Annotated in this window: 16 protein-coding genes and 1 riboswitch; of the genes, 13 read left to right on the top strand and 3 right to left on the bottom strand. The window is 63.3% G+C overall.

Translation table 11 applies throughout. From position 1 onward, the window contains the following. The first annotated feature begins 45 nt into the window (after positions 1-45). A riboswitch (cobalamin riboswitch) is annotated at positions 46-242 on the top strand. A gap of 37 nt (positions 243-279) precedes the next feature. The 4 genes from AC1DVW_RS18380 to cobO are packed head-to-tail and all read left to right on the top strand — an operon-like array spanning position 280 to position 2,368. Further along, a complete protein-coding gene (locus tag AC1DVW_RS18380; protein ID WP_477244961.1) occupies positions 280-459 on the top strand; it encodes a CbtB domain-containing protein in 180 nt (59 codons plus the stop codon). Positions 460-474: 15 nt separating this feature from the next. Beyond that, positions 475-1,272, top strand: a complete 798-nt coding sequence (locus AC1DVW_RS18375) for a CbtA family protein (protein ID WP_477244962.1) — start codon at positions 475-477, stop codon at positions 1,270-1,272. A gap of 39 nt (positions 1,273-1,311) precedes the next feature. Next, the gene (locus AC1DVW_RS18370; RefSeq protein ID WP_477324876.1) at positions 1,312-1,752 is read left to right on the top strand and encodes a bifunctional adenosylcobinamide kinase/adenosylcobinamide-phosphate guanylyltransferase; all 441 of its coding nucleotides are present in this window, start codon (positions 1,312-1,314) and stop codon (positions 1,750-1,752) included. 1 nt (position 1,753) lies between these two features. After that, entirely contained in the window at positions 1,754-2,368 is a 615-nt protein-coding gene (gene cobO, locus AC1DVW_RS18365) for a cob(I)yrinic acid a,c-diamide adenosyltransferase (protein WP_477324874.1), read from the top strand. Positions 2,369-2,401: 33 nt separating this feature from the next. Here the strand turns inward: cobO and cbiB are convergent, their stop codons facing one another. Beyond that, positions 2,402-3,379 (bottom strand): adenosylcobinamide-phosphate synthase CbiB, encoded by a 978-nt coding sequence (gene cbiB, locus AC1DVW_RS18360; RefSeq protein WP_477324872.1) that lies wholly within the window; start codon positions 3,377-3,379, stop codon positions 2,402-2,404. Here cbiB and cobD point away from each other — a divergent pair. Both cobD and AC1DVW_RS18350 read left to right on the top strand, forming a co-directional pair. Further along, on the top strand, positions 3,378-4,433 hold the full coding sequence (gene cobD, locus AC1DVW_RS18355; protein ID WP_477244971.1) for a threonine-phosphate decarboxylase CobD: 1,056 nt from the start codon (positions 3,378-3,380) through the stop codon (positions 4,431-4,433). The two genes, cbiB and cobD, sit on opposite strands and share 2 nt — an antisense overlap. Further along, entirely contained in the window at positions 4,433-4,942 is a 510-nt protein-coding gene (locus AC1DVW_RS18350) for a tyrosine phosphatase family protein (protein ID WP_477245025.1), read from the top strand. Before cobD ends, AC1DVW_RS18350 begins: the two co-directional genes overlap by 1 nt. Positions 4,943-5,159: 217 nt before the next feature. Here AC1DVW_RS18350 and AC1DVW_RS18345 read toward each other — a convergent pair whose 3' ends face one another. After that, positions 5,160-5,963 (bottom strand): creatininase family protein, encoded by an 804-nt coding sequence (locus tag AC1DVW_RS18345; protein ID WP_477324870.1) that lies wholly within the window; start codon positions 5,961-5,963, stop codon positions 5,160-5,162. 55 nt (positions 5,964-6,018) lie between these two features. Further along, on the bottom strand, positions 6,019-6,402 hold the full coding sequence (locus AC1DVW_RS18340; protein ID WP_477244975.1) for a RidA family protein: 384 nt from the start codon (positions 6,400-6,402) through the stop codon (positions 6,019-6,021). Positions 6,403-6,655: 253 nt separating this feature from the next. Here AC1DVW_RS18340 and AC1DVW_RS18335 point away from each other — a divergent pair, with 253 nt between their 5' ends. The 7 genes from AC1DVW_RS18335 to AC1DVW_RS18305 all read left to right on the top strand — a co-directional run bounded on the left by AC1DVW_RS18335 (position 6,656) and on the right by AC1DVW_RS18305 (position 13,397). Continuing rightward, complete coding sequence (locus tag AC1DVW_RS18335; protein ID WP_477244977.1) at positions 6,656-7,660, top strand: ABC transporter substrate-binding protein; 1,005 nt, start codon at positions 6,656-6,658, stop codon at positions 7,658-7,660. Between the two features lie 15 nt (positions 7,661-7,675). Then, the gene (locus tag AC1DVW_RS18330; RefSeq protein WP_477324868.1) at positions 7,676-8,506 is read left to right on the top strand and encodes an ABC transporter ATP-binding protein; all 831 of its coding nucleotides are present in this window, start codon (positions 7,676-7,678) and stop codon (positions 8,504-8,506) included. Beyond that, complete coding sequence (locus AC1DVW_RS18325) at positions 8,493-9,344, top strand: ABC transporter permease (protein ID WP_477311952.1); 852 nt, start codon at positions 8,493-8,495, stop codon at positions 9,342-9,344. Before AC1DVW_RS18330 ends, AC1DVW_RS18325 begins: the two co-directional genes overlap by 14 nt. A 186-nt stretch (positions 9,345-9,530) precedes the next feature. Next, positions 9,531-10,832, top strand: a complete 1,302-nt coding sequence (locus AC1DVW_RS18320; protein ID WP_477324866.1) for a cytosine deaminase — start codon at positions 9,531-9,533, stop codon at positions 10,830-10,832. Continuing rightward, on the top strand, positions 10,832-12,229 hold the full coding sequence (locus AC1DVW_RS18315; protein WP_477324981.1) for an FAD-binding oxidoreductase: 1,398 nt from the start codon (positions 10,832-10,834) through the stop codon (positions 12,227-12,229). Before AC1DVW_RS18320 ends, AC1DVW_RS18315 begins: the two co-directional genes overlap by 1 nt. Then, a complete protein-coding gene (locus AC1DVW_RS18310) occupies positions 12,229-12,810 on the top strand; it encodes an NAD(P)H-dependent oxidoreductase (protein WP_477324864.1) in 582 nt (193 codons plus the stop codon). Before AC1DVW_RS18315 ends, AC1DVW_RS18310 begins: the two co-directional genes overlap by 1 nt. Then, the gene (locus AC1DVW_RS18305) at positions 12,810-13,397 is read left to right on the top strand and encodes an NAD(P)H-dependent oxidoreductase (protein ID WP_477324862.1); all 588 of its coding nucleotides are present in this window, start codon (positions 12,810-12,812) and stop codon (positions 13,395-13,397) included. Before AC1DVW_RS18310 ends, AC1DVW_RS18305 begins: the two co-directional genes overlap by 1 nt. Positions 13,398-13,552: the final 155 nt, after the last annotated feature.

Here is a 13,552-nt window from a genome sequence, read left to right as displayed (position 1 = left end):
TGGTAACCGGCGGAATTTGGTTTGCCGGGCGCTGCGATTTTGCCTATAGTCGCTGCTGTCGTCGGTTCCGTTTGGAGCCAAGAGGGAATGCGGTGCGGGCTGAGTTGTTGCCCAATGCCGTGGCTGCCCCCGCAACTGTGTGCGGTAGTCCTCTCCATATGCCACTGAAGATTTTTCTTCGGGAAGGTGGGGAAGGGCGCTGATCCGCGAGCCAGGAGACCTGCCGGCGACAGGGATAGTGACTTCTATGCCCTCGGGTGGAGGGCGAAAGGACAAGACATGAATACCGCTTCCGTCTCTCTCGGCGCTTCCGTTTCCTCGCAGTCGCGCTTCATGCAGCTGGTGCTCACTGCATTTCTCGGCATGTTCGTTGTCGGGGTTGTTGGCTTCTCGCATATCGATGTGGTCCACAACGCTGCGCACGATTATCGCCACTCGATGGCGTTCCCCTGCCACTGACGAGGAATTGACATCATGAACCTGTTTCGCAACGTCGTGTTCATCGCGGCGATCGCAGGGCTCGTGGCTGGCGTCGTTCTCGCCTGCATGCAGGCCTTTGCCACCGACCCTCTGATCTACCAGGCCGAAGTTTTTGAGAAGGCTGGCGGCCACCAGCACGATCATGCTGCGGCACCCGCCGCCAGCACCACCAATGCCATGAGCAGTGCCGCACCGGCGGAAAACGCCATGAGCTCAGCGCCAGCGCCTGTCGAAGCGGCGGCTCCGGCTGAAGACGAAGGCTGGTCGCCGGCCGACGGCTTCGAGCGCTTTGCCTTCAGTGTCGTCGCCAATATCGTCACCGGCATCGGCTTCGCGTTGATTCTGGTCGCGGTTTCCGAGTTCGCTGGCGGTATCGGCAGCTGGCGCCAGGGCGTGTTCTGGGGCCTGGCCGGCTTTGCGGTGTTCACGCTGGCGCCGGGCCTTGGCCTGCCGCCCGAACTGCCGGCAATGCCGGCGGCCGACCTCATGCAGCGCCAGATCTGGTGGTGGGCAACAGTGGCGGCGACAGCGGCTGGCCTTGGCCTTCTCGCCTTCCGCAAGTCGCTGCCGTTGGCGATCCTTGCCGTGGCTTTGATCGTGGCGCCACATATAGTCGGTGCGCCGCAGCCGGACAGCTTCGTGACAGCAATCCCGGAAGGCCTGCACCATCAGTTCGTGGTGGCGGTTACGGTGACCAATCTGGTGTTCTGGCTGGTGCTTGGTGCTGCCGTCGGCGTGGTGCGCGGACGCTTTACGGGCACAGCCACCAGCCTGCGCGACAGCTTTGCCTGATCGCAAAGAACTGACCTTCGCCCCCACGCCGAAAGACTGGTGAGGGCAGGCGCTGCGCCGTGGACCTATATTGCCACCGCGCAAGCCTATGACGACGAAATGCGCGAGCGCATCGCGCTGCATCGCTCGCGGCGCGGCGAGGGCTGGATGACCATCGATGCGCCACTCGATCTTGCGGGCGCGCTCGCCGCATTACCGGACGGTCAACCTGTTTTGATCGACTGCCTGACACTGTGGCTGACCAATCATATGCTGGCCGACCATGATCTCGAGGCTGAATGCCTGGGGCTGGCGGACGTGCTGTCGCGGCCGCGCGGACCGTGGTTTGTTGTTTCCAACGAAGTCGGCCAGGGCATCGTGCCCGACAACGCGCTCGCGCGCCGGTTTCGCGATGCTGCCGGCCGTCTCAACCAGCAGGTCGCGGCGGTCGCCGACACAGTGCTGCTGATGGTGGCGGGATTGCCGCTCAAGGTGAAATGATATGGCTGATATCGAAGACAAGGATGCCGAAAAACACCGCGCCAAGATGGTCAAGCGCAAGGCGGTGCAGGATGCCGAGGTAGCAGCCAAGACGGTCGAGAAGGGACTTTTGATCGTCAACACCGGTCCCGGCAAGGGCAAGACCACCGCCGCCTTCGGGCTGGCGCTGCGCATGCTCGGCTATGGCAAGCGCGTCGGCGTCGTCCAGTTCATCAAGGGCAAATGGCACACCGGCGAGAAGGATGCCTTTGCCGCCTTCGGCGACCGTGTCGTCTGGCACACGATGGGCGAGGGGTTTACCTGGGAGACGCAGGACCTGAAGCGCGACATCGCCGCCGCGGAGGCTGCCTGGACCAAGGTGCTCGAACTGATGGCCGATCCGTCGATCAGCCTGCTGGTGCTCGACGAATTGAACATTGCGCTGCGCTATGACTATCTCGACCTCAACACAGTGGTCGCGGCGCTGAAGGCACGGCGCGAAGGCCTGCATGTCGTCGTCACCGGCCGCAACGCCAAGCCAGCGCTGGTCGAGGCCGCCGACCTGGTCACCGAGATGGGCGTGACCAAGCACCATTTCTCGGCCGGCGTGAAGGCGCAACAGGGGATAGAGTTCTGAGGGTTTCTTGCCCTCCCCACAGAGGAAAGTGGCTCAGAACGTCACTGCGATCAGGATCGCGGACAACAAGCCGAACAGCCCGATCAGCAGGTAGTCGGCGACTTGATAAAGCCTCAGCGCCCGTCTGATATCCAGGCTCTCCGCCTCGCGCCGGCCGCCTTCGCCCATGAAGGCATCCTCGACGATGACGCCGCCATAGCTGCGCGGCCCAGCCAGCGCCAGGCCGAGCGCGCCGGCCATCGCCGCTTCCGGCCAGCCGGCATTGGGCGAGCGATGTTTCTTGGCGTCGCGCAGCATGGCTGTCCAGGCATTGCCGGGATCGGCATCCCTGACCAGAAAGGCGGCGAGCACGATCAACAGCGCGGTCAGCCTGGAGGCCGGCAGGTTGATGAAATCGTCAAACCGGGCCGCAGCCCGGCCGAAGGCCTCGTGGCGCGGGGTGCGGTGGCCGATCATCGAATCCGCGGTGTTGGCGGCCTTGTAGGCGACGCCGCCGGCCAGCCCGCAAACACCGGTCCAGAAGGCCGGTGCCACGATTCCGTCGGAAAAATTCTCGGCCAGGCTTTCGATTGCGGCGCGGGCAACGCCCGGTTTGTCGAGCCTTTCCGGATCGCGGCCGACAATGCGCGCGACGGTGATACGACCCAAGGCCAGACCGCCGGTGTCGAGTGCATCGGCCACCGCCTCGACATGCTCGAAAAGGCTCTTCTGCGACAGCAGCGACGTCGCCAGTATGGCGGTGATCACCATGCTGGTGGGAAATATCTGCCAGAGCACGATTTGCAGCACAAAGGCGATTGTCGCCGGCACCAGCACGATGACCAGCAATGCCAGGACGCCTCGCCGGCGACGCAGCGCGTCGGAATCAGTGGCGCGGTTGAGCCTGCGGTCGAGAAAGGATATCAGCCTGCCGAACCAGGTGACGGGATGGCCGATGGCGCGGAACAGCCAGTCCGGGTAGCCCAGGGCACGTTCAATGGCCAATGACAGGAAGGCGATCAGGATCGACATGAAGCTTCTTGAAGGAGCGATTGCTGCCGTGGATCACGGCGGGAGCTTGGGCCGGGCGAGCGCGCTCTTCCCTCACGCGCCACAGCCTTTCGTCGACCTTTCGACGGGTATCAATCCGCACTCCTATCCGCTTTTTGAGCTGCCCGCCACCGCCCTGTCACGATTGCCGGAAGCCGGGCGTGGTCGCGAGCTGGCCAAGGTCGCTGCCGCGGCCTATGGCGCGCCGTCGGCAGCGCATGTCGTGCTGGCTCCCGGCACACAGATCTTGTTGCCGCGCGTCGCTTCGCTGGTCAGCCCCGGCAGGGCGCTGGTGCTCGGTCCGACCTATGCCGAACATGCTCGCGCAGCCGCGATCGCCAGCCATTCGGTCGCGGAAGTCGACGATTTCGAGGCTTTGGCCGGTGCCGACCTCGCCATCGTCGTCAATCCCAACAATCCGGACGGGCGCGTCATAGAGCGCGAAAGGCTGCTGCAACTTGCCGAGACATTGCGCGCCAAGGGCGGGCTGCTGGTCGTCGACGAGGCGTTCATGGATGTCGGTCCGCGCGCCGAGAGCCTGGCCGGCGATGTCGACCAGGGCGGCATCGTCGTGTTGCGCTCGTTCGGCAAGTTCTTTGGCCTCGCCGGCTTGCGGTTAGGTTTTGCGCTGGCCGATCCGCAGACGGTCGAACGGCTGGACGCGCAGTTCGGGCCGTGGGCGGTTGCCGGCCCGGCGCTCGAATACGGCATCCGGGCGCTCGCCGACAGCGGCTGGCAGACCGAGATGCGCGCGACACTCAAGGCTGAGGGGGAGCGGCTGGATGCCTTGTTCGGCCGCTTTGGCGTTCCGGTCGCCGGCGGCACCACGCTGTTCCGCTATCTAAGGCTGGCGGACGCAGCCGGCCTATTTTCGGCGCTTGGCGAGCGCGGAGTCCTGCTTCGCCATTTCACCGACCGGCCGCATCTGCTGCGCGCCGGACTGCCGGGAAGTCAGGAGGAATGGCAGCGGCTCGAATCCGCTCTTGCCGAGTGGGTGCACAAGCGCGACGCTGTCGCTGAGGAGATCGCGCGATGATGATCCATGTCTGTTCACTGGCAAAAGTCGATGAAACCGTAACGAAGACCGGCGCCGAGCGGCTGCTTTCCCTGCTGGCGGCGGGAACCGAAGTGGTGCGCCCGGCTTCGATCGTTCCGGAAAATCATCTGCATCTGGTCATGCACGACATTGCGGTGGCGCAGGAAGGCATGACCATGCCGGGCGAGGAGCATGTGCGCAATCTGCTCGATTTCGCCCGTCAATGGGATCGTGTGAAGCCGATGGTCGTGCATTGCTATGCCGGCATCAGCCGTTCGACGGCGTCTGCCTACATCATCGCCGCGGCGCTGGCGCCGAAGCGCGACGAGGTCGAGTTGGCGCAGACGCTGCGCGCCCTGTCGCCCTCGGCGACACCCAATCCGCGATTGATTGCGGTCGCCGATGCGCTGCTTGATCGCAATGGCCGGATGGTTGAGGCGATCCAGGCGATCGGGCGTGGCGCGGACGCTTTTGAAGGCACCCCCTTCGCACTGAGGATCGACGGCTAGGGCATGTCGATATTCAGGTGATGCCGGCCTGCGAACGATGGTTTTCTGCGCTTCCGGTGCTCACGTACCTAAATGTACGCTCCGCTCCGGCCTTCGCCGGCCGAAGCCCTCATAAGTGCCTTCGCTCTATGAAGAGCTACGGACGGCGTAGGCCGGTTCTCGAAATCCATCATTCTCAGCTCGGCCTGACCTGAATCTCAACATACCCTGGGGGTTGTTAGGCCAGCCAGTCGGAGAGCTTCGCCTTGCGCACATCGCGCAAGAGGCTGATGAAACCGTCAGCCTGATGCTCTGATGTCAGCCGGCCTTTTTCGGCCGTCGCAATGCTGGCGTCGCCGACCACGCCGTTCGGGTTGAGGTCGCTGGCGATCCAGGCGAAGGCGTGGGTGCCGGTGTGACGCAGCAGCGAAAATTCCTTTTCGGCGCGGGCGACATTCGAGACAAAATTGTCGGCCTTTGCCATGTCGACGAGGTCCGGCCGGAAATGCAGCATCAGCGAGGTCTCGACATCGCCGCCATGGATGCCGTGGCGATCCTCGAGGTCGGTGTACATGCCGGCCGGGCGACCAAAGCGCTGCCAGCTGGTCTTCACCGCCAGCATCTTTGCGCGCACCCGCAATTCGCGGGTGATGATGCCCATGATCTCCTCATTGCCGCCATGCGAGTTGACGACGATGAGCTTGCGCACGCCGGCGCGTGCGATCGACAGGCCGAGTTCGGTCCACGCTTCGACCAGCGTCGTTGCCGGCAGCGTGAGCGTGCCCGGCGCATGCAGGTGCTCGTTCGACTTGCCGACCGCCTGGACGGGCAGGATGCGGATGTCGAGATCGCCGGGCAGGCGGGCAATCACCGTTTCAAGCATGCCGTTCATGATCGAGGTGTCGGTCGAAACCGGCAGATGCGGACCGTGCTGCTCGATCGCCGCCACCGGCAGCACGGCGATCGTCGCCTCCGGGTCGATCGTGGCGTATTCGGTGGTTCGATAGTCGCCCCACCACACGCGTTTTTTTGCAACGGTCATCGCATGCCTCTCAGATGGACGGGCCAGACTTAGAGCCATAAGGACGGCCTGTCGATCACCCCGCCGCCAGCACCTCGACCTCGACCTTGAATTCCGGCCGGGCGAAGCCGGAAACGACGATCAGCGTCGAGGCCGGCGCCGGGTCGGAGAACAGCCTGTTGCGGACGTCCATATAGGGCTGCAGATAGGCGCGGTCGGTGACGAAAGCGTTGACGCGCACGATGTCCTTCAGCCCCAATCCCGCTTCGCCCAGAATGGCTGCCACGTTCTTGAAGCAAAGTTCGGTCTGGGCGCCTGCATCTTCCGGAACGACGTCGTCCGCGCTGATACCGAGCTGGCCCGAGCACAGGACCAGACGCTTTCCTGCCGGCACCTCGACGCCGTGGCTGTAGCGGGCAAAGGGCGGTTTGATCGACTTCGGTTTGAGAAATTTGAACATGGCAATCTCCGATCTGCCGCCACCTAAGACCGGATCGATTGCACCTTCAAGATGCAGTGCATGGCATTGGCGCGATTGTGGACAGGCGTCCAAAAAATAGGCACGATGCCTCCCGTACAGCATGACCCGTCCGGCCTTCGCGCGCGACTGTTGCGCAAGCGCGGGGTCCTGGCGGTGGCATGTGTCTTGCTTCTTGAACCAATGGTGTCGAGCCCGGCGCGGAGCGCGCCGGAGCAAACAGAGGGTGGTGTTAATGTACGGAAAACTGACGGTTTCGGCGGCGGCGATCGCCATGCTGGCTTCGAGCGCGCTGAGCGCGGCAGCAAACGAAAAGGTGACGTTCGGCACCAACTGGCTAGCTGAGCCAGAGCATGGCGGCTACTACCAGGCCGTGGCCGATGGCACCTATGCCGCGTGCGGCCTCGACGTGACCATCATGCAGGGCGGCCCGCAGGTCAGTGGCCGGCCACTGCTGCTCGCCGGTAAGATCGATTTCTACATGGGCGGCAATCTTTTGTCGGCGTTCGATGCCGTGCAGCAGGACATTCCGATGCGCGTGGTGGCGGCGGACTTTCAGAAGGATCCGCAGGTCATCATGTCCCAACCCGGTCAGGGCCTGGACAAGTGGGAGGATTTGAAGACGGCCGACCAGTACATCCTCGGCGACGAGGGCGTGCAGACCTTCTTCCAGTGGATGGTGACGGAACTCGGCTTCGACGCCGCCAAGCGGGTGCCCTACACCTTCAACTCCGCGCCCTTCATCGCCAACAAGAAGTCGATCCAGCAGGGCTACGTCACCTCTGAGCCGTTCGCGGTCCAGAAAGAGGGTGGTTTCCTGCCGAACCAGTTCCTGCTGGCCGACTACGGCTGGGACACCTATGCGACCACGGTCGAGACCATGCAGGCCACGATCGACAAGCGGCCGGAGGTGGTGCAGTGCTTCGTCGATGGCTCGGCCAAGGGCTGGTACAACTACCTCTACGGCGACAACAAGGCCGCCAACGACATGATCAAGAAAGACAATCCCGACATGACGGATGCGCAGATCGCCTTCTCGATCGAGCAGCTGAAGAAGTTCGGCGTGGTCGATTCCGGCGACACGGAGAAGCTGGGCATCGGCGCCATGACCGACGCGCGCATCCAGAGCTTCTACGACAAGATGGTCAAGGCCAAGGTCACGCCGGCGGGCATCGATATCAAGAAGGCCTACACGCTTGCCTTCGTCAACAAGAGCGTCGGGCTGGAGCTGAAGAAGTAGGCCGGTCTGCCTGACATGATGCAGGAGAAAGTGGCGCAAGCGCCGGCAAGCACATCGGGAGAAAGCCCGATGTTGCTGGCATTGCGTGGCGTCGGCAAGGTTTTTTCCAACGGCGTGACGGCACTCAGCGACGTCAATCTGACGATCCGGGAAGGCGATTTTCTCAGCCTTCTCGGGCCGTCGGGCTGCGGCAAGTCGACGGCCTTGCGCCTGATTGCCGGCCTGTCGACGCCGACTTCCGGTGTGCTCGACTGGCGCGGCAGCGGCTCGCTTGACCGCTCGAACATCGGCTTCGTCTTTCAGGAGCCGACGCTGCTGCCCTGGGCGGATGTCTTCGACAATGTCTGGCTGCCGCTCAGGCTGAAAGGCGTGTCGCGGGCCAAGGCGGCGCCGGTGGTGATGGAGATGCTGGCGCGGGTTCATCTGACCGGTTTTGAGAATGCCGTGCCGCGCGAGCTTTCCGGCGGCATGAAGATGCGCGTTTCGATCGCGCGCGCCATGGTGACCAAGCCGCGTGTGCTGTTGATGGACGAGCCGTTCGCCGCGCTCGACGAAATCACCCGCTTCAAGCTCAACAATGATCTTCTGGAACTGTGGCAGGACGAGCGCTTTACGGTCGTCTTCGTCACCCACAGCGTCTTCGAAAGCGTGTTCCTGTCCAATCGCGTCGTCGTCATGGCGGCGCGGCCGGGCCGGGTATTCGGCGAGCTTGCCGTCGGTGCGCCCTATCCGCGCGACGAGGCGTTTCGCACCTCGCCGGACTATGCCGCGCTCTGCCGCCAGGCCTCGGATGTCCTGGTCAACGCCATCAACTCAATCGCCGGACCGCATCATGACGGCCATTGACCAACCTGCCGTGAACCTCGATCCGGAGGAGGCACGCCGTGTGCGCGAGGAGCGGCTGGAACGGATCGGCAAATGGCTGCTGCCGCTGGCGATCATGATCCTGGCGATCTGGTTGTGGGACCGTGTCTGTGTCTGGAACGAGATCCCGAAATACATCCTGCCGCGCCCCGGCGTGGTGCTGCAGACGCTCTATGACGATGCCGGGCTGCTGTTCTCCTCGCTGCTGGTGACGCTCAAAATCACCTTTCTCAGCCTGGCGCTCGCCGTCATTGGCGGGGTCGGGCTGGCGGTGCTGTTTGCGCAATCGAAATGGGTGGAGATGTCGTTCTTCCCCTTTGCCATCGTGCTGCAGGTGACGCCGATCGTTGCCATCTTCCCGCTGATCAACATCTATGTCGACAACCAGACGACGAAACTGCTGCTGTGCGCCTGGATCGTCGCCTTCTTCCCGATCCTGTCCAACACCACGCTCGGCCTCAATTCCGTCGACCGCAATCTGCGCGACATGTTCAAGCTCAACGGTGCGACCCACTGGCAGCAATTGCGCTATCTCAGGCTGCCGGCAGCGATGCCCTATTTCCTCGGCGGGCTGAAGATCGCCGGTGGCCTGTCGCTGATCGGCGCTGTGGTGGCCGAGTTCGTCGCCGGCGCGCAAGGGCAGTCGTCGGGGCTTGCCTCGCGCATCATCGAGGCCGGCTACCGGCTCAACGCGCCGCGGCTGTTTGCGGCGCTGATCCTGATTTCATTTACCGGCATTTTGATCTTCCTGGTGCTGTCGCTGATCTCGCATCTGATCCTGCGGCGCTGGCACGAAAGTGCATTGAAGCAGGAGCGATAGCGTGGGTGAAACGTCGGCGCGAAACACCCCCCTCTGGCCTGCCGGCCATCTCCCCCTCAAGGGGGGAGATTGGCTGCATGTTTTGTTTTCGCTAATCACGGATGTTGCAAAAGAGGCGGCTCGGCTGAAGCTGCCAATCTCCCCCCTTGGGGGGGAGATGTCCGGCAGGACAGAGGGGGGTAGGCCTTGATCCCAGCCTCCGGCTCTTACTGCCTTGCCAACGCACGCGTTCATCAATCCATCACACCCGGCCTCACCGCCGTCTTCGACAGCGACGGCTTCGCGCTTGCCAACATCACCGTCGCTGATGGCAAAATCACGGGCATCGTCGCGCATGATCGCGCAGCGCTGCAGGCCGGTGCCGTCGACCTTGGCGGCCGTATCATCCTGCCGTGTTTCGTCGACTGCCACACGCATATCGACAAGGGCCATATCTGGCCGCGCAAACCCAATCCCGACGGCACCTTCATGGGCGCGCTGAACGCCACAGGTGCGGACCGCGCCGCGCGCTGGAGTGCCGAGGATGTCGCCCGCCGCATGGATTTTTCACTGCGCTCAGCCTATGCGCATAGCACCAGGGCGTTGCGCACCCACCTCGACAGCGTGCCGCCGCAGGAAGAGATTTCCTGGCCGGTGTTCGAAGCCATGCGCGAAAAATGGCGTGGCCGCATCGAGCTGCAGGCTGCCTGTCTGCTCGGCATCGAAGGCGTGCGCGACAAGAAATGGTTCGAAAGACTGGCCAAGCGGGTGGCTTCGGCCAAGGGCGTGCTCGGCGTCGTCACCTATATGGTGCCGGATCTGGAAGAGCTTCTCGACCAGGTGTTCGCGCAAGCGATCAAGCATGGCCTCGACCTGGATTTCCATGCCGACGAGACCGACGATGTCTCAGCGATCTCGCTGAAGAAGATCGCCGAGGCGGCACTGTGGAACGGTTTTGAGGGCAATATCCTTGTGGGACATTGCTGCTCTCTGGCTCGCCAGCCTGACCTCGATGTGCTCGACACGCTGGACAAGGTGGCGAAGGCCGGGCTCGCCGTGGTGTCGCTGCCGATGTGCAATCTCTATCTGCAGGACCGGCGAGCCGACAACACCACGCCGCGCTGGCGTGGCGTGACGCTGCTGCACGAGATGAAGGCGAGGGGCATTTCGGTTGCGGTTGCCTCCGACAACACGCGTGATCCGTTCTACGCCTATGGCGACCTCGACATGCTGGAAGTCTACCGCATGGCGACGCGCATCCTGCATTTCGATCATCCGGTCGCCGACTGGCCGCAAGCGGTGACGGCGACGCCGGCCAAGGTGATGCGGCTCGACGGTTTTGGTACGCTCGCTTCTGGCGGGGCCGCCGATTTCGTCGTCTTCAAGGGGCGGAGCTGGACGGAATTGCTGTCGCGGCCCGAATCGGATCGCATCGTCGTGCGCGACGGCCGCTCGATCGACCGCCAGCTGCCCGACTATGCCGAACTCGACGATTTGATGGTGACATGATGGATGTTTCGGCACTCAAGCGTGACCTCGAAGGTCTGAAGCTCGACGACAATCCGGCGATCGTCCAGCAGAAAAGCCGCGACTTCTACTGGTACAGCCCGGTGCTGAAGCAGCAGCTCGACCATGTCACCGGCGACCTGATCGTGACGCCGAAATCGGAAGACGAGGTCATCCGCGTGCTCGCCGCTTGCCACCGCCACGGCATTCCGGTGACGCCGCGCGGCAGCGGCACCGGCAATTACGGGCAGGCGATGCCTTTGTCGGGCGGCGTCGTGCTCAATCTTGCCGAGATGAACACGGTCAAGACGATCGCGCCCGGCCGCGTCGTCACCGGCCCGGGTGCGGTTCTCGCCGACATCGACAAAGCGACGCGGGCACATTCGGGCCAGGAACTGCGCATGTCGCCATCGACTTACAACACGGCCTCGATCGGCGGCTTCGTTGCCGGCGGCTCTGGCGGCATCGGTTCGATCCGCTGGGGCGGCCTGCGCGATCTCGGCAATGTCATCCGGCTCAGGACCGTGACGATGGAGGCGGAGCCGCGCGTCATGGACCTGACCGGTGAGGACGTGCTCAAGGTCATGCATGCCTACGGCACCAACGGCATCATCACCGAAGTCGAGATGCCGCTGACCGCCAGCTATGACTGGATCGACGTCATCGTCGGCTTCGACACCTTCATGGACGCTGCCAGCTTCGGCAATGATCTCGCCATCCAGGACGGCATATTGGCGAAACTGATCACGCCGATCGCGGCGCCCATCCCCTACGACTATTTCAAGCGGCATCAGAAGTTCTTCCGGCGCGAGCAGAGCATCGTGGTGTGCATGATCGCGCCGCATGCGATGGACGCCTTTGTCGCCCTGACGGCACACAGCAAGGGCGAGATCGTCTTTCGTGCCGACGAGGAGGCCGATCTCAAGGGCCTGCCGCCGGCCTATGAATTGACCTGGAACCACACGACATTGCGCGCCATCAGGGTCGATCCAACGATTACCTACCTGCAGACCCGATACCCGTCGCCGGACCATCTCGGACACGTCAAGGCGATGGTCGATCGCTTTGGCGACGAGGTGCCGGCGCATCTCGAATTCATCCGTTTCGATGGCGCGATCGGCGCCGCCGGGCTGCCGCTGGTGCGCTTCACCACGACGGAGCGGCTCGACGAGATCATCCGCATTCACGAGGACAATGGCTGCTGGATCTTCAACCCCCACCGCTACACGCTGGAGGAGGGCGGCATGAAGCAGACCGACGCGGTGCAACTTGCCTTCAAGCGCGAGACCGATCCGCAAGGGCTGCTCAATCCCGGCAAGATGATCGCCTGGGAAAATCCTGACTACGATTACCGCTCGGGCAGGTCGTTCCTGTTCAAGGGTTTGCAGAAGGCGGGCTGATGAACATTCTGGTCCTCTACGCCCATCCGGTCGAGACCAGCTTCAACGCCGGCCTGCACCAGATGATCGTCGAGCGGCTGACTGCGGCCGGCCATAGTGTCGATGATTGCGATCTCTACGCCGAGGGCTTCGATCCGCGGCTGACACGGGCCGAGCGGCTCGGCTATCACGATGTGCGCGGCGCCGCTGATCCGGCAGCGCCCTATGTCGAGCGCTTGCTGCGGGCCGAGGCGCTGGTGCTGTCATACCCCGTCTGGAATTTCGGTTTTCCGGCCATGCTGAAAGGCTTTCTCGATCGCGTTTTTCTACCCGGTGTGTCGTTCCGGCTGGTTGATGGCAAGGTGCAACCGTCGCTGCACAACATTCGCAAGCTGGCCGCGGTCACCACCTATGGCGGCAGCCGCTTCCGTGCCATGCTGATGGGCGATCCGCCGCGCAAGCTGGTCAATCGCATGCTGCGCGCCACCATCAAACCCGGTGCCTCTGTGTCCTACCTCGCGCATTATTCGATGAACCTGTCGACCGATGAGACGCGCAAGGCCTTCATGACCAAGGTCGCGGCCAGGATGGATGCGTTCTGATGCGGGTGCTGGTGGTCTATTGCCATCCGGTACCCGAGAGCTTTTGCGCGTCGATCCGCGACAGCGCCATCGAAGTGCTGACGCGAAGAGGCTGGGAGGTACGGCTGCTCGACCTCTATGCGGAAAACTTCAATCCGGTCATGGGCTGCGATGAGCGGCGTTTCTACAATGACCGTGCCCCTGAGGATCCGGCGCTGAAGCCGCATTTCGAGCATCTCGCCTGGGCCGAGGCGATCCTCTTTGTCTATCCGACATGGTGGTACGGGCTGCCGGCGATGCTGAAAGGCTGGCTGGACCGGGTGTGGGCGACCGATGTCGCCTTCAAGCTGCCGGCGGGCAAGGGGCGCATCAAGTCGCTGATGACGCATGTGACCAAGGTCGGCGTGATCACCACCTGCGGCGCGCCAACCTGGTGGAGCGTCGTCGTCGGCCAGCCCGGCCGCAAGACCATCCTGCGCGGCATGCGCGCGCTGTGCGCGACACGTTGCAGGACATTCTTCCTGGCGCATTATCTGATGGATGCCTCGACGCCACGGAGCCGGGCGGCGTTTCTCGCTAAAGTGCGGGCGAAGCTGGAGCGGTTTTGAGGCATTAGCGTCCTTCTCCCCGTTCACGGGGAGGTGAGGAATGGTCCGCACAGCGGACGAAAAGCCAATTGCTTGGCTTTTCGAATGACGAACGCCGGCAGGCAGATGATGGTCGGAGCCAGCTTGCGAAGGTTCGTGCTGCCCCTCATCCGGCC

The organism is Mesorhizobium sp. P3_B5 (assembly GCF_056402815.1).
The sequence above is the reverse complement of the archived record's forward strand: the minus strand, read 5'-3'. Positions and strand labels throughout refer to the sequence as shown.